This is a genomic window from Candidatus Hecatella orcuttiae, from assembly GCF_002009985.1.
Classification (GTDB): domain Archaea; phylum Thermoproteota; class Bathyarchaeia; order Hecatellales; family Hecatellaceae; genus Hecatella; species Hecatella orcuttiae.
In genome coordinates this window covers 30,977-48,854 of the sequence record NZ_MTLX02000002.1, presented here as the reverse complement: position 1 = coordinate 48,854, position 17,878 = coordinate 30,977, and the positions used below count along the sequence as shown (strand labels likewise).

Below are 17,878 nucleotides of genomic sequence, written 5' to 3'. Positions count from 1 at the left end.
GCAGCGGCTACACGTAGAAGGGCCGCTTACCCAGTTCTTTTTTAAGCTGAGGATAGGTTTCCGCCTGAATCCTCCTCAACTCTTCCAGTTTAACTTTTATGTCCTCGATTTCCTTATCCATCCGTTCGAAGCTGATCGAAATGTCAAGGATCTTCAACAGGACGTTTAAAACTCCCCTAGCCGCCTGCATGTCCGGGTAGTCGCCTCTCGTAGCTCCCAGCAGAGCTATGGAAGGTATGCTCCTCCGGTCGCTCAGCCCCAGGATCACGCCGCAGGCACCTGTGATGGCGCCGCTTCTGGTTATCTGAACACCTAGATTTTTCAGGTCTTCCCCCAGCTTCGCATCGTTGAAAACCCCGTAAACTTTCCCTATCTCTTTTTCCACCGGGGTCTGAAAGCCGCCTAGCGCTATGACCCGCTCGCAGCCTTGTTTTTGAGCGAGCTCTAGGATGTGGTCTACCACCTCGTATTGGCCGTGGAGGGTAGGCTGAGAGTCTCCGGTTATCAGGATGATGTCATGTTTAGGATGTCGATGGACGTAGAGTTCGATCTTCGGCATGTAGTAGGTTCCGTCCTCCTTGATCTGGATGCCTGTGCTTCCATCAGGGAGATTCAGATAGCTGGAGTAAAGCTCCGCGAAAAGTTTAGGCTTCAATTCATCTATGAGGTAGTTCACCGCCAGCTTCCCCACAAGGCCTAGCCCCGGCAGCCCTTGGACTAGAATGGGGGACTTCAACTTCAAGTCTTCCACAAGGTAGATTCTAGTCCAAGCCGGCATAGGTCCTCAACTCCCATGGATGCTGAAACCTTTCGGGCATAGTCTTCTGGCCACATCGCAGAGGTTTTTAGCTTCCCTTTCGCCGCCTTCCAATACGCATGTTTCCGACACTTTGGAGCAGAGCTGAGACTCTTCCTTACAAATAGAACATCCGTTTTTCACGCAAAGGGTGGAAATGAAGCTGCACAGCTTAGAGGCACTTTGGAGGTCTAAGCCGCTGTAGAGGAGCTCCCTTGCCTGCTGGCAGAGCAGAAGAGCTAACTTGCAATAGTAAGGTACAACAACTTGACCGAATTTTTCAGCCATACCACGAGAAAGGCTTCCGTTACTTATATCTATTCCTCTCAGGGATGGGAGTTGTTCTGGATACAAGAAACCTTAATATCGGAGGCCTGTCTGGTTTATCATCAATAATAAAACAGGAGGCCCCTTGGAATTGGCCTACGTTCCCTTTATTTCCTCCCCACCCGAAGTTGTCAGGAAAATGTTGGAGATAGCTCAAGTTCGGGAGGGGGAAGTCGTCTACGACCTAGGCTCTGGGGATGGAAGAATACTGATAACAGCCGTTCAGGAATTTAAAGCCAAAAAAGCCGTCGGAGTGGAGGCTAGAGAGGACCTAGCCAAAAACTCCATGGAGGAAATAAAGAAAGCCGGTTTAGAGGACCGGATTACGGTGATCCGTGGAGACCTCTACCAGACACCCATAGTCGACGCCGACGTGGTGACCCTCTTTCTGACAACTTCCGCCAACGAGCGCCTCAGACCTAAACTGGAGAAGGAGCTGGGAAACGGGGTTAGGGTTGTCTCCCACGACTACGAAATAGTAGGGTGGAAGCCTGAAAAGGTAGAAACCTTAGGTCAGCACACCATATATTTTTATGTCGTAAAAAAGCCTTAACAGCCCCTTCTGCTTATATGAGGGAGACATGAATAGAGCCGTCGGGGTTAATTTTGATCTCCACCTCATCCCCATACTGATATTTTCTGGGTAATTTTTCCCATTCTTGAGGAGTCAGGTAGAGAACCAGCCTGTTGTTGTAGGGCTTAACTTGAGGAAGCATCTTCGGCAGTTGGGTGAGAATGGGCATGACGGCTGAAACCTCCTGGGGAATATCCTTAGGTATCTGAATGAAGCTGGGAGGCTTCTGAGCCTCCACCGCGAACTCCACGCAGACGAACTCCCCTCCGAAAGGTGCAGCGGAGGGATGGATGGCGTTAACCTTGCAGATGATGGAAATACTGCCCATGGGAAAAATCTTCTCCTTTAGGCATTCAACCTGAAACTTCCCTTTCTACCGACATAGAGAAAGAGAGGTTATTATAGTTTAAGTTTTCACGGAAAAATCAACTTTAACTCGAGAAGGTGCAGCCGAGTATCCGCGGGCGTTTTCCCAGCTTAGTGGTGTGAAACTCCCCTTTGGTCGATCTTTTTTATGGAAACAATTTTTCGGCGAGGGGCGGGCTTAGGTTTGGTTATCTGCGGAGGTTGAGCGAGGCGTTCAGGGGGATATTCCAGCTCCGCTCTGCTGAACTCCGCCAGCTCATGTACCGGTGTGGTTTTCAGCGCCTTCCTAGGGCAGTAGTCCACACAAAGAGCGCAGAAGCAGCATCTTCCATAATCCAGTTTGGGGTATCTCTTCTCTCCTCTGGTGACCAGTTCTATGGCTACATTAGGGCAGATGTAGGCGCATACACCGCAGCCAGTGCACTTTTCCATGTCCAGCTGGATGCCGCCACGAGACCTTTCCGGTAGCTTTAGAGCTTCATAGGGATGAAAGACCGTAAAGGTTCTTTTTGGGAAATGTTCCAGCACAACTTTCAACGGCTTTACGATGGAAGACATTTTCTTTTCACCTTACTTTTTCCATTTTACGCCAAACCCAGCAGGCCTGGTGCCACATGAGCGAGGCCTAGGATGATCAGCACCTGGATAAGAGCCAGAGGTATCAGATACGTCCAACCTGCGTCCAGAAGCTGGTCTATTCTCACCCGGGGGAACACTCCTCGGAGGAGGGTGACGATGCAGACGATGATCCCAGCCTTCAGCAGAAACCACGCGATGGGCGGCAGGAAAGCTGGGCCTAGCCATCCTCCCAAGAAAAGAGCTGTCATCAGCACCGCCCCCAGATACAGGTCAACGTATTCCGCCATCATGAAGCATCCGTAGAGGACGCCGGGATACTCCGTAGCCCAGCCGTAGACCAATTCCTGTTCAGCGTGGGGTAGGTCGAAGGGTCTCCGGGACACTTCCGCCATCATGGCGACGAAGAAGACAGCGAGGCCGAGAGGCTGAAAGACTCCATGCCAAATGGAGGACTGGCTTTCTATTATGGCCACAAGGTCGAAGGACCCGGCCACCATGACGACGCCGACGATGGCCACTAGAAGGGGAACTTCATAGGCGAGAAGCTGAAAAGCTGTACGAAGGGCGCCTACGGTGCAGTATTTACTCCGGCATGCCCAGCCGGCTGCTATGATGATGAAAGGGCGCACGCTGAAGAGCAGGATGACGATGAGGAGGCTGATGTTCGAGTAGTAGACAACCCAGTATTCTCCGGGGCTTAGGTGGAAGGGAATGAACGGTAAACTCATCTCCGAGCCGATGACCCCGAAGGGAATGAAAGCGAAGCTCAACGTGGAAAGAGCTAGAGCGGAGATGGGCGCCGTCTTGTAAAGGAGCTTATGAGCTTTCTCAGGGACGATGAGCTCCTTTCCTATCAGTTTAACGAAGTCGGCGATAGGCTGGAAAAAGCCCATCACCGGGCCTACATGGTAGGGTCCTACTCGAAGATGGATTCTCGCGTTTACTTTTCTCTCAAACCACACAGCCAGTAGCACGACAAGGGATATGTGGACTAAGCCTGGGAAGATGATGACTTTGATGAAGAGCTCCGTCAGGTAGCCGCTCTGCCAGAGCTGCCACAGCTGCAACGTCAGAGACTCCAACCCCACCAAGCTTTTTCACCTATCCATGTCCAACGGCCAGAGGTCTAGACTCCACAGTATAACGGGTATGTCCGCGAAGGGGACATTTTTAGATAGATAACCCATGGCAGGGAGGTTTCTAAAAGAGGGACTGCTTATCTTCAAACGGTAAGGCCGGGTGGTTCCGTCCCCCACCAGATAGTAGCCCAACTCCCCCCGAGCCGACTCCACTCTGCTATAAGTTTCCCCTTTCGGAGCGGAGGAAGGGGCAGGAGCCTTAATGGGCCCGCTGGGAAGCCTCTCCAGCGCTTGGCGGATGAGGGAGATGCTCTGCTCCATTTCCCTAAGCCTCACCACAGACCTGTCGTAGGAGTCTCCCACCTTCCCCGTGGGCACGGTGAACTCCAGCTGGTCATACGCAGCATAAGGTTCATCTTTTCGCACATCCACCTTCACCCCCGACCCTCTGATAGAAGGGCCAACCAACCCCAGCTTTATGGCTTCTTGAGGTTTAAGCTTCCCAACTCCTTGGGTCCTTATTTTGAAAGTGTAGCTTTGGTAAAGCATTCGGTCATAATCGCCCAGCCGTTGCTCCAGATAGCTCAGCGCTCTGAAGGTTTGCTCTTTAAAGCCTTGAGGAAGGTCCCGCCGAACCCCTCCGGGGATGAAGAAAGAGTGAGTTATCCTCGCCCCCGTATACATCTCGAAGAGGTCTAGGAGCAGTTCCCTGTCGTTAATGGGCCACATGAGCATTGTTTCCAAACCCACAGCCACCGCCATCAAACAAAGCCAGTAGAGGTGGCTGGCTATTCTGCTCATCTCAGCCATGATGACCCGGATGAACTTCGCCCTCTCCGGCACCTCCACCCCCATGAGCTCCTCCACCGCCTCCACATAGCCTAAAACCATGTGGACCGAGTCAACGATGTTAGCTCTCTCCAATGGGGGAACCGCTTGAACGTAGTTGCGGTTTTCAGCTATCTTCTCCAATCCCCGATGCGTGTAACCGATGTCAGGCTCAATGTTGACCACAACATCCCCGTCAACGTCAAGGGCAAGGCAAAGGTGGCCGCTGATAGGGTGCTGAGGACCGAATTTCACACGCATGACAGGCATAGAGCCACACCTACCTCGGCTTGGACGGTAGTTTGAAGTCTTTTCTCAGGGGAGGCATCTGCTTCCAGTCCTCCGGAAGCAATAGCCCGGAAAGGTTGGGGTGACCGGCGAAGTTTATCCCCAACATTTCATGGGTTTCCCTCTCATGAAGATTGGCAGCTTCCCAAACAGGGATAAGCGTGTCCAGTTGAGGGTCTTCTCTGGGCAGGGAAACTCTTAAGGCTGCCAGAATCTTCCGGGGAATGGACCAGACATGGTAGACGACTTCGAACTCCTTCCGGTCAGGGTAGTCGGTTCCGGAAACAGAGGCCAGATGGTCAAAGTTGTAGCTATCCTTCAGGTATCTGGCGACATCTGCTAGGCGGTCTTTATTGACTTTTATGCTTATTCTGCCTTTCCGCTGGACTTCAGCTTGGAGAACAGCATCACCAAATTTAGATTTAACATCCTCAGTAACCATGGCTTCAGCTTTTTCAGCAGCCTCGCTCAAACTTCTTTCCCTTGGATCTTCTTCTGCAACATCATAATGCCTTGGATGAAGGCTTCCGGCCTTGGGGGGCATCCCGGCACATAGACGTCCACAGGGACCACCTTATCGATCCCCTGAACGACGCAGTAGGAGTCCCACCACAAGCCTCCGGAGATGGCGCAGTCCCCTAAGGCTATGACATATTTCGGGTCAGGCATTTGATCGTAGATCAATTTAACCCTTTTCGCCATTTTCTCGCTAACCACACCCAACACGAAGAGAAGGTCACACTGCCTTAAAGAAGGGAAGGGCAGAGTGCCGAACCTTTCCGCGTCGAACCGGGAACACGAAACAGCCATCAGCTCAGGGCTGCAGCAGCCTGTGCAAAGGTGAACAGACCACAGAGACCAAGCTCGACCCCAGTTGAGGATTTTATCCTTCAGGAGGGTGTATGTTTCCTTAGCCTTAGCCACAGGGCTTAGGGTCACCTCAACCTCCTCCTAGCCGAACGGAGAGAAGTCACAGCGCTGACCAAGGCGAGGATCACCACAGCGAGAGAGATGGAAATGAAAGTTGAAACCTCGCCTCCCAACCTGATGATGGCAGGGGCGGTGAGGAGGAGAAAGATAGCTATGGCCCCGAAGACCGCGTAGATCATGGCGTAAGGATAGTATCGAATGTTGAAGGTTATCCGAGGGTCTCCAAGAGGAACCTGTCCACATTCAAAGGCCAAGTTCTTGGTGGGACTGGGATTGGACGGGCCGAATATCTTTCCGGACAGCACTAGGCCTATGGGAAACAGGAGCATGATGACAATGTACACCACTAGGCCCAGAAGGTCTGCCACTGCTCTTCCCTTTTCCTTTGTTTGTTCTCGAGAAAATAGTACATTAATGTCGCATTTATGGTTTATCCTTTAATTTTGAAAGTAAACATCTTTTGAACTGTATATACGCCTGCATTTTCCCGAAAAAGGGAGCGAAGAATTTATATCTTCATCTCCTTTTAGATAAAAAACATTTCAAACGAAGGCTTTGTGGTGTAAGATTGGAACCGCTGGCTCTTCTTGAAATGGCCGTCATCCTCCTCACAATCGGCTGCGCTTTTCTAGCTGTTGAGTTCCGAAACATACCCAAGGCCATTGCTTCCTTCTTTTTCATGAGCATCCTTTTGGCTGTGGCTTTCTTCCTTTTGGGCGCGCCCTACGTGGCGGCTGTGCAGGTTCTCATCTACGTGGGAGCCGTTGTCGTCCTGTTGCTGGTAACCTTCCACACCGTCAAGAAGTTGTGAAAAGATGAACTCGCTTGCAGGTAGGATAGTGGGATTAGCCGTTCTACTTGCTTTCACCGTCATCATAGCCAGTTTTATGGGCTCCTACTTCATCATCCCCAATCCTACCCTACCTCCTTCTCCCCTCCCAGAGCAACTTTGGCTTTGGACCTACCGGGAGTTCGACATCCTCTTCCTGTTTCTGACGGTCTTTGTCACCATCGTCGGAGCCGCTGCTCTCTTCAGAACTGAAGAGGCAGGTCCGGAGGAGGAGGTCTTCGTGGAGGGCGTGGAGGAAGAAATCTCCGAAGAGGAGGAAGAATAGCCTATGAGCCTAGAAACGAGTTGGTACTTGGCCGCGGCTGCCATCCTTTTCATCCTCGGAGCCTACTGCATCGCTGTGAAAAGGAACATGATCAAAATCGTCATCGGAGTGGAAATTCTAACCTCAGCTGTTCACCTGAACTTTGTGGCTTTGGGCTCGGAGCTTTCTCCCACCCTGGCCGTGGAGGCTTTAGCCCAGAGCGTGGTCATCGTCTCCATCGTCATTGCGGCGGCCATAGCTACCTTAGCCCTGCTGCTGGTCATCAACGCCCACCGCCATTATGCAACCTTGGATGTCAGAAGACTGAGGAGGCTGAGGTGGTAAGCTGTGTCTTTACTCGTCTTGATGCCTGTGTTGACTCTTCTCTTCGCAGCTATTCTAACGCCGCTTGTTACAGCGTTGGGGAAAGCCGTCGGGTTTGAGAAGGCAAGGGACCTTTTCTCCATAGGAGCCTTCGCCGCCACCCTGTACTATGTTTTTAAGCTGGACCTTTTGGTCAAGGCTTCAGAGGAAGGCTTCGCTGTCTACCACCTAGAAGCCTACGGGCCGCCTTTCGGGGTCACCTACTTTGTGGATTCTCTAAGCGTGTACATGGCTTACGTCTACGTGGGGGTGGGTCTGATGGTGGCTGTTTACTCTCTGCGATACATGGAGAAGGATTCAGGCTTGGACAAGTACTACGCTTTGCTCTTGGCCATGGTGGCTGGCATGATCGGAGTGGCTTTCGCGGGTGATTTCTTCAACCTTTTCATCTTCTGGGAGACTATGTCCCTCTCCGCCTACGTCCTCGTAGCCTTCCGGAAGCACCGGTGGGAGCCCATAGAAGCCAGCTTCAAATACTTGGTGATGAGCACCTTCGGCTCCCTCCTCTTCCTCTACGCCATGTCCTTTCTCTACGGCATAACAGGCACCCTCAACTTCGAGGCCCTAGCCCAAGGTCTTCAGGAAGCAGGTCCTTCCACTCTCACCATGTTCTTTTTGGTCACTATGATCGTCTGCGGCTTCGGAGTGACGGCTTCGGTGGTTCCCTTCCACACATGGCTTCCAGACGCTCACCCAGCTGCTCCGGCTTCCATCAGCGCCATGCTGTCGGGGGTAGTCATCAAGGTAGGTGTTTACGCCATCTACAGAGTTTTGTTCGTGGCCTTTACACCTTTGGTCTTCGATTTCGGAACGGTGCTGATGCTCTTCGGCATCCTCACCATGACCGTGGCCAACATCATGGCTCTGCTGCAGAGGGACATCAAGAGGCTGCTGGCCTACTCCAGCATCGTCAACATCGGCTACATCCTCACCGGAGCCGGCATCGGAGCCTACGCCCTCACCCATTATTATTCCACAGCCCCTGAAATCGCCTTGGTGGTGGCAGGCCTAGCCATCATGGGGGCGCTGTTCCACGTGTTCAACCACGCTGTGGGAAAGGGCCTCCTCTTCCTCTGCTCCGGTTGCTTCATCCACGAAGCCAAGACCAGGGACCTAGCGGAGTTGGAGGGGATAGGGAAAAAGATGCCTTGGACTGGGGCGTCTTTCTCCGTTGGGCTTCTGACTTTGGCGGGGGTTCCTCCCCTCAGCGGCTTCTGGAGTAAGCTGTTCATCATCCTCGCAGGCTTCAACATGGCCAAGGACCCTTTCATGGTGGGGGTGACCATCGCCGTGGTGGTTAACAGCGTCTTCGCAGCAGCCTATTACCTTTGGGTCATGCAGAGGGTGATGTTTCGGAAGCCCAAGACGAGGGCGGAGGGCGCTAGGGAAGCCCCGGGAACCATGGTTTTACCCATCGTGCTGCTGGCGGCTGCCTGCGTGGTGGTGGGCATATGGCCTGACCTTGTAATTCAGCTGGCGGACAGCGCCGCCCATGCTTTGATAGGAGGGTGAAGGTATGGAGTACATCACCGAAATCTTCGTTTGGCCGGCTTGGCTCAGCTGGATTTTCCCCATGCTGGGAGCTGTGTTAACTCCTCTGTTGGCCAAGGTTCACTCCAAAGTCAGGGACTACGGTGCGATTGTTTTCTCTTTCCTCGCCATGGTTATGACCCTCAGCCTCATCCCCTACCTTTGGGAAGGGAAGTACTTCCACAACCAGGTTCTCTGGGTGGTCATGGAGGGCGCTCCGGTTTTAAGCCGGCTGATGGCCGGGGTCATCGTCGACCCCCTCAGCATCATCATGGCCAACGTGGTCGCGGTGATAGGCTTCCTCATCATGGTTTACTCCCTCGGCTACATGCACGGCGACCCCAGCCTGACTCGCTACTGGTTTTTCATGAACTTCTTCATCGGCAGCATGCTTCTGCTGGTGATGTCCGACAACATCATCCAGCTTCTCTTCGGCTGGGAGGGCGTCGGCCTGTGCAGCTACGCCCTCATAGGGTTCTGGCACCGCGACTCCAAGGAGGACTGGCTTAAATGCTGGGTTGGGGAAGGCCCTGAAGCCTACCCGCCCTCCCACTGCGGCATGAAGGCCTTCATCACGACGAGAATGGGCGACCTCTTCTTCCTCCTCGGAGCCTTCCTCCTCCTAGCCTTCGCCGGCACCCTCAACTTCGTGGAGCTTCAGGGAGGCGCCATCCTACGAGTGCCCCTAGCCGTCCTGATCCCCGCTGCCATCCTCCTCTTCGGAGGCCCTATTGGGAAGTCAGCGCAGCTCCCCCTGATGGAGTGGCTTCCCGACGCCATGGCAGGGCCTACCACGGTCAGCGCTCTCATCCACGCCGCGACCATGGTCAATGCCGGTGTCTACTTGGTAGGGCGGGTTTTCCCCATGTTCTACACCGCTGTGTGGCATGGGGGAGCAGCTAACGAGCTTATCACCTTTTTCTACGTCATCGCCTGGGTTGGAGCTATCACCGCCTTTGTGGCAGGCAGCCAAGGCATGGTTTCCAGCGAGATAAAGAAGGTGCTGGCCTACTCCACGGTCAGCCAGCTGGGCTACATGATGCTGGCCTTGGGCATAGCCGGCTCCACTGCGGAGTTTCTCGTCGGCTACGTGGGCGGAGTCTTCCACCTCATGAGTCATGCCATGTTTAAGGCAGCCCTCTTTCTCACCGCGGGGGCCGTCATCCACACCTGCGAGTCCCGGTTTATGACCCACATGGGAGGCATCAGGCGGTACATGCCCATTACCTTCTGGTGCATGTCCCTAGCCGCCTTTTCCCTCATGGGGGTGCCCCTTCTCTTCAGCGGCTTCTGGAGTAAGGACATGGTTCTGGAGGCCCCTCTGCTGGCGGGGCAGTATTGGATCTTCGCCCTAGGAGCGGTGACCGTGGCCGTGACCAGCTTCTACAGCGTTAGGATGCTGGGTTTAACCTTCTTCGGCCCTAAGAGCTCCCACCTCGCGGAGCAAGAACGCCACGGCCACCATGTCCACGAGGCGCCTAAGGTCATGTGGATTCCTTTCTTGGCCTTGGTCATCGGCACTCTAGCCTTCGGGGTCATGGGTCCCTTCGTCAAAGGATGGTTTGAAGGGGTCTTCCACGAATATCTGGGAGAGCTTCTCCCCGCAGGCGGAGGCCATTCGGAGGCTGTGGCTGTTCATGGGTTCCCCCATGAGCTAGCTGTTTGGGTGACCGCCGGCATATCAGTGGCCATGCTTCTGGCCGGAGCTCTTCCCGCCTACTTCCTCTATGTAAAGCGGAAGCTGGAGCCTTCGGTGTTTCTTCAACGCTACGGTTTGCTGGCGGTGTTGAGGCAGTTTGTGTTGAACAGGTGGTACATTAACCGTTTCTTCTACAAGGCTATCGTCTACCCGATGATCGGAGGGTGCATGTGGGCGTTGAAGAAAATAGAGCTGGGGGTCATCGACCGGTTCAACTACGTTTTAGCCAACGCCACAGCCGGCTTCTCCAACAGCTTCAGAAAAACTCACTCTGGAATTCTCACCCACAATGTGGAGGGGATCATCCTCGGCTTCGTGGTGTTCTTCCTCCTCTTGGCCTTAACAGTGATGGGGTGAAGGGAAACGATAGACACCAATCAGCTGCTACTACAAGTGGTCATGGTTCCCATCGCCTTCTCCGCAATAGCCCTTGCCGTGGGAGGGAGGCTGGGCAAATACGCAGGCTGGCTGGCTTTCGCCGTACTAACCTACACCACAGGGCTTCTGGGCTTCATCCTCTTCCAGCTTCGAAGTTGGGGCGGCAGCCTAGTGGCCAGCTATCCTTGGGGACGCTATTTGGGCGATTTCACCTTGGTGGCCGACGGTCTGAGCACACCTTTCGCTTTGGTCATATCCATGTTGGCTGCTTTGATCGCTATCTACTCTATTTCCTACATGGAGCATGAGCGCAACCTCCACGCCTACTTCGCTCTCTACCTTCTCTACTCTGCTGGGATGATGGGCACGGTGTTGGTCACCAACCTAGCAGCCTTTTTCGTCTTCTTCGAGCTGATGCTTATCCCCTCTTGGGCTCTCATAGGAGTCTGGGGCACAGGGGCCCGGGAGAAAATTGCCTTCAAATATTTCATGTTCACCGAGGCAGGAGCCTTGTTCCTTCTAGCAGGCATTGTGACCGCCCGGTTTTTGGCGGGGACCTTCGACGTGTTCGCCATCGCCGCGGGAATGGAGAGAGTCAGTGTCGGCACAGCTGTGGCTATAGTCTCCGCCATACTCCTCGGCCTCTTCGTCAAGATGGCCATCTTCCCCCTCCACACGTGGCTGCCTGACGCCCACGCCGAGGCGCCGACGCCCATCAGCGCCTTGCTGTCTCCGGCCATGGTGGGTATCGGAGGCTACGCCGCCATCCGCATCGTCTACACGGCCTTTCCCATGGTTTTAGGGCATGGGCAGTTCGTCATGGCCTTGGTCGTCTTGGCGGTGGTGACTATGATCTACGGCGGCTACATGGCCTTGGCTCAAGACGACATCAAAAGGCTTCTGGCCTACTCCAGCATCAGCCAGATGGGCTACTTGCTCTTCGGCGTCGTCTCCCTCTCAGCCCTAGGCCTCACGGGGGCTGTGCTCATCTACGTCAGCCACGGCTTGGGAAAGGCTATCCTCTTCATGGTAGCCGGCATCTTCATCCACACCCTCCACACCCGGAGCATCCGGGAACTGGGCGGACTGGCGGGGAGAATGCCCTACTCGGCCACGGCTACCCTCCTAGGGTTTCTAACTCTCATGGGAGCCCCGCCCCTCATCGGGTTCTGGGGGGAGTTCTTCACCTTCGGAGGTTCCATCTACACAGGAACAGGCTTCGGTGGGGTGACAGCCCCCAACTTGACCCGTATATGGGTGACGGGCATCGCCGTGGTTTTCTCCGCCATGACCGCGGGCTACGGCCTCTGGACGGTGCGCCGGGTCTTCTTCGGCGGAACCCCTGAACCTTTGAAGGAGGCGAAAGAAGGGCCTAGGTTGATGACGGCGCCCATCCTAGTCTTGGCCGTGGTGGCGGTCGTCCTCGGCATTTATCCCACTGTCCTCACCAACGTGGCAGCGCCCTTCCTCTCCCAGCTTCTCTCAGGGCTGACTCCTGCCATGGGCTCCTAACCCTAGGGAGAAGCCTGCCTGCTTCCTAGGCTGCGTTGAACCCCCCTAGAGCAGTGACCAGAAAGAGAAAGCCGAAAACCATGAAGACACCGGCAGAGGCTTTCTTCACCACCCGCAGCGGGACTACCCTCCGCAAGCTGGTTCCCAAAAGGATTCCTATGATGGTGATGAACAGTTCGGCTGAAAAAGCTCCTGCGAACACTTGGAGAGGTAGAGCATACTTGGCTGCCATCAATATGGTTGCGATCTGAGTTTTGTCCCCCAGCTCAGCAGCGGCAACGATGCCGAAAGGAACTATCAGAGCCATCCAGTCCAATCCCTGCGTCCCCGGCTTCCATACCGCTAGTTTAGAAAAATGTTTCAGGTATAACTGCATTTGATATTAAATGTTATCTTTACCTAAAATAACTGTACACGCATTTCTCGCTTTTAAACGCTTGACCATCCTCTTTCATTTAATGTTTGATAACCTTAATCATTTGGGCTTTAGCATAGAGAGCGCCATTGCGTTAAGTACTACAGCAAGTGAAAGCCCCATATCTCCTATGCCAACAGCCATCCACAATGTTACAATGCCTGGGAATGCTAGGACGGCGAACGATCCTTTTATTAGTATTGAAGCGAAGATGTTCGTCTTCATTACTTTGACAGTCTTTTTGCTTAAATTTACCAGATACGGTAGCTTTGAGAGGTCGTCCTGCATCAAGGCCACATCAGCCGTTTCGAGGGCAACATCGCTGCCTATGGTTCCCATGGCTATGCCCACGTCTGCTCTAGCCAACGCTGGGGCATCATTCACACCATCACCGACCATAGCCACCTTGCCCTTGTTTTTTCTCAAGTCCTCAATTATCTTCACCTTTTCTTCCGGCAGCAGCTCTGCATGAAATTCGTCGATGCCTATTCTCTCCGCTATTGTCTTAGCCGTTCTCCTATTATCTCCTGTTATCATCACTGTCCTTATTCCAGATTTTCGAATACTAGATATAGCTCTAACCGTGCCATCTCTAATCTTGTCCATGACAGCTATTACACCGACGATGCCTCTTCTATTTCCAACGAGTATCACCGTTTTGCCTTCTTCTTCAAGTTTTCCAGCTTCTTCAGGAATGGTCAAGGACATGTCATTAAATATTTTTGCGCTGCCTAGATAGTAGGTTTGGTCTCCGATTTTACCGTAGACTCCTTTTCCAGCGATTGACTTGAAGTTAGTGACGTTTTTTGTTTTTACGCCTTCTACGCTCGCCTTATAAGTTATTGCTTTGGCGATAGGGTGTTCTGACATAGCCTCCAAGGAAGCGGCTATGCTTAACACTTCTCTGTCGGGGTTGCCTAACCCTATGATGTCAGTTACCTCAGGCTTTCCTTCTGTCAAGGTGCCAGTCTTATCGAAGGCGAAAACGTCTATCTGATTTATCTCTTCGACATACCTGCCACCCTTTATCAAAACACCATTCCTAGCTCCACTAGTTATCCCAGAGACTATCGACACTGGTGTGGAGATCGCTAATGCGCATGGGCAAGAAACCACCAACAAAACCAGTGCCTTATAAAACCAATCGTTGAAAGGCAGATTGAATACCAGAGTTGGTATTGTGGCTACTAGAAGGGCTAAGAACAGAACGCTTGGAGTATAATACTTGGCAAACCTGTCCACAAACTTCTCAGTCGGAGACTTCCTTTTCTGAGCCTCTTCCACAAGCTTGGCAATCTTGGAGAGCATCGTCTGATCCGATTTCTTCATAACCTTAACTTCCAAGAAACCTTCGCAGTTTATTGTGCCTGCATAAACTTCATCTCCCGGCTGCTTTGTTACCGGAATGGATTCTCCTGTAATTGGAGCCTGATTCACGCTGGAAACACCTTTCACTACAACGCCATCCAAAGGCACTTTATTTCCAGGTTTCACAAGAATGACTTCATTAACCTTGATGTCATGCGTATGAACTTCCACTTCTTTACCGTTTCTTCTTACGGTAGTGATGTCTGGAGCTAGCTTCATCAGCGCTCCAACCGACCTTCTCGTTCTTTCTATAGCGTGCTCTTCCAAAAATTCTGCTATGAAAAACAGAAAAACTATTGCTGCCCCTTCTTCGCCATGACCTATGAGAAACGCTCCTATGGCGGCAACCATTATGAGCAGGTTCATATCCAAACGCTTTTTCAGCAGCGAGCGGAGACCATTCTTTGCGATGTCAAATCCTGAGAGAATAACTACAGCTACGAAGAGAATCTGGGCAAGAAGAATAATGTTCAGAACGAATTCGAAGATTAATCCGACTGTAAGAGTTGCAGACGAAGCCAGTATTATGTGTAGGCTTCTCTTTTTCCATATAGGCTCTCTTTCCTCAATAATTCCAACTGCACAGATAGAACAACTCTTTTCACCGACGTGTTCTTCCATCTTAACTCACGCTCGCCCTTCAGTATTTTTTCTTATTATCCTTCCATCTCCATCAGGACTCTTCTGCATGTTTCACGCCCACATGCAACAGGCTGAGGACGTGATCGTTCGCTAACGAGTAGTAAACGATTTTCCCCCGCCGCTTCGATTTGACAAGCTTTAGATTTCTGAGAATTCTCAACTGGTGAGATATGGCAGATAGGGTTATGCCTAGAAGACTGGAGAGATCGCAGACGCAAAGTTCCTCTTTTGACAGAGCATAGAGAATCTTTAATCTCGTCAGGTCGCCAAGAGCTTTGAAAATCCCGGATATAGTTTCTGTGTCCTCTTCACTAAGCATCTCTTTTTGCACTTTCTTAACTTTCTTCTCATCCACATAGATTATCTCACAAACTTCATCGTTCTTCGCCATAGATATTACCTGATATAATTGAATAATTATTCAATTGTTCAATATTTAAATTTTCAACTCAGAAGAGTTAAATTATTTCTCGAAAAATATCCTTTAGAAATCGACCAAAGCTAGTAGTGCGGGAGATTCGAACCCCCAAACCCCCTTCGGGACAGGATCCTCATTCCTGCGCCTTTGACCATGCTTGGCGACCCCGCAGCTGTTTCCATTAAGCCTCGATGAAAAACATCTCCATGGGCGGTCTTGCTTCAGTAAGCCTGAGGCCCTTTTGGCCGTCCAGAGAGGAACAGCTGTGCGCAGAAGGGTACAACTTCTTCTCCTTTTTTCTCGTATTGGATGACGAAGGCCCGGGCTTCAGGGTACATCTGCTTTATAAAGTCTTCGATTTCCTGATGCTTCAGGTTGATAGCGTCCCGTGGAATGTGGATAGAGGTTCTCTTCACCTCTAAGTGCTCCACCTGCAGGTTGAAAGAGTTATCTTTCTTTAAAACGACGTGGATTATCAGAGGAATCCTGATGAATTTGGCGGTGTTGTATTTTAACCTCCTTGCTTCTTCCTCCAGCCTCAAGCCCCTTCAGGCCTCCCGGAAGCCCTGATTTTTAAAATATTAATTGCTCTCATCCCATATCAACCTATCTAGGCCCGCCCGCCTCCTCATTCTTCAGGCATCTCGATGAGGGGGAAGACTTCCTCGGTGGTGTAGGTGAGAAAGTCTTTAGGCTCAACCCTGTTGAAGATGGTCACGATGCCATTGCCGGTTATCCCCACCACGTAGCCGTACCTTTTAGAAGTGACCACGACATACCAGATGTTACCGTGGCTCAGAAACTCTCCGTAAAGGGAGGCATTGGCTAAGCTGGCCCCATAGAGGGATAGCTTCCTGACGTTGGGGATGTCCACGTTGCTGAAGAAAATCACCTTTGTCCCCTCCGGGTTTTCCTCATGGTAGCTTCTCAGGTTTTCCGCCGGAATTTTAACCTCGACGACATAGCCGACGGTGGTGAAGAGAGCTTCGCTCAAAAGGTTGGCGAAATTGTTGGCCCGCCATTTTTTCTCCAGAATGGTCAGGAGAAGTTTTCCTCCATACTCCGTGAAAAGGAAGGGGGCTAGGAAGGTTCTGGGCACGGGAACCAGCTCTCCCCGGTGAGGTATGTGAAGGATCTTATCGAAAGACAGAATTCCCTCAAGGCCTAGAGAGGTTTTGTTTAAACGTTGAACTTCGGTGACCAATCTGTGCTGAAAATTCTCCTCCACATAGGCTTCTTCCCTTTTGAAGTCTTTAAGTTTGGCCGCTAAACTGTCAAGCTCCACTTTTTCTCTGACTCTGAAGATCTTCCCAGCTAAAACCATATCACCGCCACCTAACTATCTCCAGCACATAAAGCTTGATGGTTTTTCGCGGAAAAAGGCTGACCTCCCACTGATTTAAAACTCGGCTTCAGTTTTTCTTGAAGAATCTTTTCCGCCATCTTCACATCTGAGGAAGTGTTGACGTTGACCGCCAGCTCAGGCCGGTCTAGAATAAGGTTTTCCTGTTCAATTTCAGCCTCATCTATTCTCCCCCCTTCTATCACATTTACTCCAGCGGGGACCAGTCGCCGGCTCTCAACCTCCAAACCTTCAGGCGGTTTTAAACCGAGTTTCTGAAACGTTTCCTGAGGAACCATCACTGCCAAGGCAGGTTTTTTGCAGCGGTGAAAATGGTTAATGACATCCTCGAGAAGACGACCTGTCAGGAGAGGTAGGTCTGCTGAGACTATGAGGGTCGCCCCTAGCTTCAACTTCCTCACGGCGAATTGCATGTCTGAAACATAATCTTTTCCGGGAGTTTCAACAACCTCTATTGGATATTTCGCCATTTCTTCAGCGGTTTTCGGCGTATGCGGGCTGGTGGCGACAAAAATTCTGCCCACATCTTTCACATCTTTGAGAGCGCGGAGGACATGCTCAATCATAGGTCTGCCGGCTATTTTTATAAGGGGTTTCTCTTCGGGGGAATCCATTCGGCTGCTTTTTCCCCCAGCCATGATTAGAACTGTTAAATCCATCAGGATACCCAGCTCAAGCCTGAATGTTCTTTATCTTTGAGAGGCTATATGGATTTCTTTCAATTTCGCTATCCAGAAGAAACCCCGGGAATATTGAATAAAATTTTTGTGCTAAATATGAAGAATTCCTATTCGAAGCTTCAGGAGAAGATTCAGAGAATTATGATAAAAAAAAACAAACAGAAACAGACGGAGCTACAGTGGGAATCCGACCAAAAATGCCGCAACTTTGTAAAGTACGTTGGATAATGCTGTGGAGGCAGTGAACCGTGGCGCTGACGCCTACATAATGAAGCCACTCAACCCTCAAGAACTGTTGAAAACTATTAAGGGGCAATTACGGAGGCAGCAGGAAGATTTAGTGATGACCCAAGAGAAGATCGCGGAATTTATAGAGACAAGAGCGAAACAGTTGAAGCAGGAAAGAGAAGGCTAGGCCGTAATGTGCGAGAGATGTAAGGCGTGGAGGGAGACTGTAGAAGAATTCCTCGGTGAAACCGCTGCGGAAATCCTCGAGCGGATGGCTAACAGAAAAATGAGTTAAAGAAATCGATTCTTCTTTATTTATATGCTTTATATGCTGCATTTAGAAAATTGGCAACGGGGACCACCGCTAAATTTTGAATCGCTTAGCGGTTTCCAACGCGTT

At 51.6% G+C, this 17,878-nt stretch carries 23 protein-coding genes; 8 read left to right on the top strand and 15 right to left on the bottom strand.

The genetic code is table 11. The annotated features are described in order from the left end of the window. Positions 1-7 precede the first annotated feature (7 nt). Entirely contained in the window at positions 8-778 is a 771-nt protein-coding gene (locus BWM17_RS00315; RefSeq protein WP_309491880.1) for a PAC2 family protein, read from the bottom strand. A gap of 6 nt (positions 779-784) precedes the next feature. Beyond that, a complete protein-coding gene (locus BWM17_RS00310; RefSeq protein WP_309491879.1) occupies positions 785-1,084 on the bottom strand; it encodes a hypothetical protein in 300 nt (99 codons plus the stop codon). 124 nt (positions 1,085-1,208) lie between these two features. On the opposite strand from BWM17_RS00310, the gene BWM17_RS00305 reads away from it, so the two are divergent. After that, positions 1,209-1,676: an SAM-dependent methyltransferase gene (locus BWM17_RS00305; protein WP_309491878.1), complete on the top strand. Its 468-nt coding sequence runs from the start codon at positions 1,209-1,211 to the stop codon at positions 1,674-1,676. 13 nt (positions 1,677-1,689) lie between these two features. Here the strand turns inward: BWM17_RS00305 and BWM17_RS00300 are convergent, their stop codons facing one another. The 7 genes from BWM17_RS00300 to BWM17_RS00270 form a co-directional block, all read right to left on the bottom strand. Continuing rightward, positions 1,690-2,025, bottom strand: a complete 336-nt coding sequence (locus tag BWM17_RS00300) for an arcadin 1 (protein WP_309491877.1) — start codon at positions 2,023-2,025, stop codon at positions 1,690-1,692. A gap of 149 nt (positions 2,026-2,174) precedes the next feature. Continuing rightward, entirely contained in the window at positions 2,175-2,621 is a 447-nt protein-coding gene (locus BWM17_RS00295) for an NADH-quinone oxidoreductase subunit I (protein WP_309491876.1), read from the bottom strand. A gap of 26 nt (positions 2,622-2,647) precedes the next feature. Beyond that, positions 2,648-3,730 carry an NADH-quinone oxidoreductase subunit NuoH gene (gene nuoH / locus BWM17_RS00290; RefSeq protein ID WP_309492368.1) on the bottom strand — a complete coding sequence of 361 codons (1,083 nt, stop codon included), beginning with the start codon at positions 3,728-3,730 and terminating at the stop codon, positions 2,648-2,650. A gap of 9 nt (positions 3,731-3,739) precedes the next feature. After that, positions 3,740-4,819, bottom strand: coding sequence for an NADH-quinone oxidoreductase subunit D (locus BWM17_RS00285; protein ID WP_309491875.1), 1,080 nt, complete (start codon positions 4,817-4,819; stop codon positions 3,740-3,742). 10 nt (positions 4,820-4,829) lie between these two features. Next, positions 4,830-5,309: an NADH-quinone oxidoreductase subunit C gene (locus tag BWM17_RS00280; RefSeq protein ID WP_309491874.1), complete on the bottom strand. Its 480-nt coding sequence runs from the start codon at positions 5,307-5,309 to the stop codon at positions 4,830-4,832. Then, positions 5,306-5,776, bottom strand: a complete 471-nt coding sequence (locus BWM17_RS00275; protein WP_309491873.1) for an NADH-quinone oxidoreductase subunit NuoB — start codon at positions 5,774-5,776, stop codon at positions 5,306-5,308. Before BWM17_RS00275 ends, BWM17_RS00280 begins: the two co-directional genes overlap by 4 nt. Beyond that, on the bottom strand, positions 5,773-6,135 hold the full coding sequence (locus BWM17_RS00270) for an NADH-quinone oxidoreductase subunit A (protein ID WP_309491872.1): 363 nt from the start codon (positions 6,133-6,135) through the stop codon (positions 5,773-5,775). Before BWM17_RS00270 ends, BWM17_RS00275 begins: the two co-directional genes overlap by 4 nt. Positions 6,136-6,335: 200 nt before the next feature. Here BWM17_RS00270 and BWM17_RS00265 point away from each other — a divergent pair, with 200 nt between their 5' ends. From BWM17_RS00265 to BWM17_RS00240, 6 genes are read left to right on the top strand one after another with little or no spacing between them, the layout of a single operon-like run. Then, positions 6,336-6,578, top strand: coding sequence for an NADH-quinone oxidoreductase subunit J (locus BWM17_RS00265; protein ID WP_309491871.1), 243 nt, complete (start codon positions 6,336-6,338; stop codon positions 6,576-6,578). A 4-nt stretch (positions 6,579-6,582) separates the two neighbouring features. Then, the gene (locus BWM17_RS00260) at positions 6,583-6,882 is read left to right on the top strand and encodes a hypothetical protein (RefSeq protein ID WP_309491870.1); all 300 of its coding nucleotides are present in this window, start codon (positions 6,583-6,585) and stop codon (positions 6,880-6,882) included. A 3-nt stretch (positions 6,883-6,885) separates the two neighbouring features. Next, positions 6,886-7,206 (top strand): NADH-quinone oxidoreductase subunit K, encoded by a 321-nt coding sequence (locus tag BWM17_RS00255; RefSeq protein WP_309491869.1) that lies wholly within the window; start codon positions 6,886-6,888, stop codon positions 7,204-7,206. Positions 7,207-7,209: 3 nt separating this feature from the next. Beyond that, positions 7,210-8,757 (top strand): complex I subunit 5 family protein, encoded by a 1,548-nt coding sequence (locus BWM17_RS00250; RefSeq protein WP_309491868.1) that lies wholly within the window; start codon positions 7,210-7,212, stop codon positions 8,755-8,757. Between the two features lie 4 nt (positions 8,758-8,761). Then, positions 8,762-10,831 (top strand): NADH-quinone oxidoreductase subunit L, encoded by a 2,070-nt coding sequence (locus BWM17_RS00245; protein ID WP_309491867.1) that lies wholly within the window; start codon positions 8,762-8,764, stop codon positions 10,829-10,831. Positions 10,832-10,873: 42 nt separating this feature from the next. Continuing rightward, positions 10,874-12,364, top strand: coding sequence for an NADH-quinone oxidoreductase subunit M (locus BWM17_RS00240; RefSeq protein ID WP_309492367.1), 1,491 nt, complete (start codon positions 10,874-10,876; stop codon positions 12,362-12,364). A 25-nt stretch (positions 12,365-12,389) separates the two neighbouring features. Here the strand turns inward: BWM17_RS00240 and BWM17_RS00235 are convergent, their stop codons facing one another. From BWM17_RS00235 to BWM17_RS00210, 6 genes are all read right to left on the bottom strand, one after another. Continuing rightward, a complete protein-coding gene (locus BWM17_RS00235; RefSeq protein WP_309491866.1) occupies positions 12,390-12,671 on the bottom strand; it encodes a TMEM165/GDT1 family protein in 282 nt (93 codons plus the stop codon). A 168-nt stretch (positions 12,672-12,839) separates the two neighbouring features. Further along, positions 12,840-14,768, bottom strand: a complete 1,929-nt coding sequence (locus tag BWM17_RS00230; protein WP_309491865.1) for a cation-translocating P-type ATPase — start codon at positions 14,766-14,768, stop codon at positions 12,840-12,842. A gap of 52 nt (positions 14,769-14,820) precedes the next feature. Then, positions 14,821-15,180, bottom strand: coding sequence for a metalloregulator ArsR/SmtB family transcription factor (locus BWM17_RS00225; protein ID WP_309491864.1), 360 nt, complete (start codon positions 15,178-15,180; stop codon positions 14,821-14,823). 248 nt (positions 15,181-15,428) lie between these two features. Next, positions 15,429-15,749 (bottom strand): hypothetical protein, encoded by a 321-nt coding sequence (locus BWM17_RS00220; protein WP_309491863.1) that lies wholly within the window; start codon positions 15,747-15,749, stop codon positions 15,429-15,431. Between the two features lie 86 nt (positions 15,750-15,835). Then, the gene (locus tag BWM17_RS00215; protein WP_309491862.1) at positions 15,836-16,531 is read right to left on the bottom strand and encodes a hypothetical protein; all 696 of its coding nucleotides are present in this window, start codon (positions 16,529-16,531) and stop codon (positions 15,836-15,838) included. A gap of 11 nt (positions 16,532-16,542) precedes the next feature. Further along, positions 16,543-17,229: an NTP transferase domain-containing protein gene (locus BWM17_RS00210; RefSeq protein ID WP_309491861.1), complete on the bottom strand. Its 687-nt coding sequence runs from the start codon at positions 17,227-17,229 to the stop codon at positions 16,543-16,545. Positions 17,230-17,470: 241 nt separating this feature from the next. Between BWM17_RS00210 and BWM17_RS00205 the strand changes: the two genes are divergently transcribed. Continuing rightward, positions 17,471-17,665 carry a hypothetical protein gene (locus BWM17_RS00205; RefSeq protein WP_309491860.1) on the top strand — a complete coding sequence of 65 codons (195 nt, stop codon included), beginning with the start codon at positions 17,471-17,473 and terminating at the stop codon, positions 17,663-17,665. The last annotated feature ends 213 nt before the right edge of the window (positions 17,666-17,878 follow it).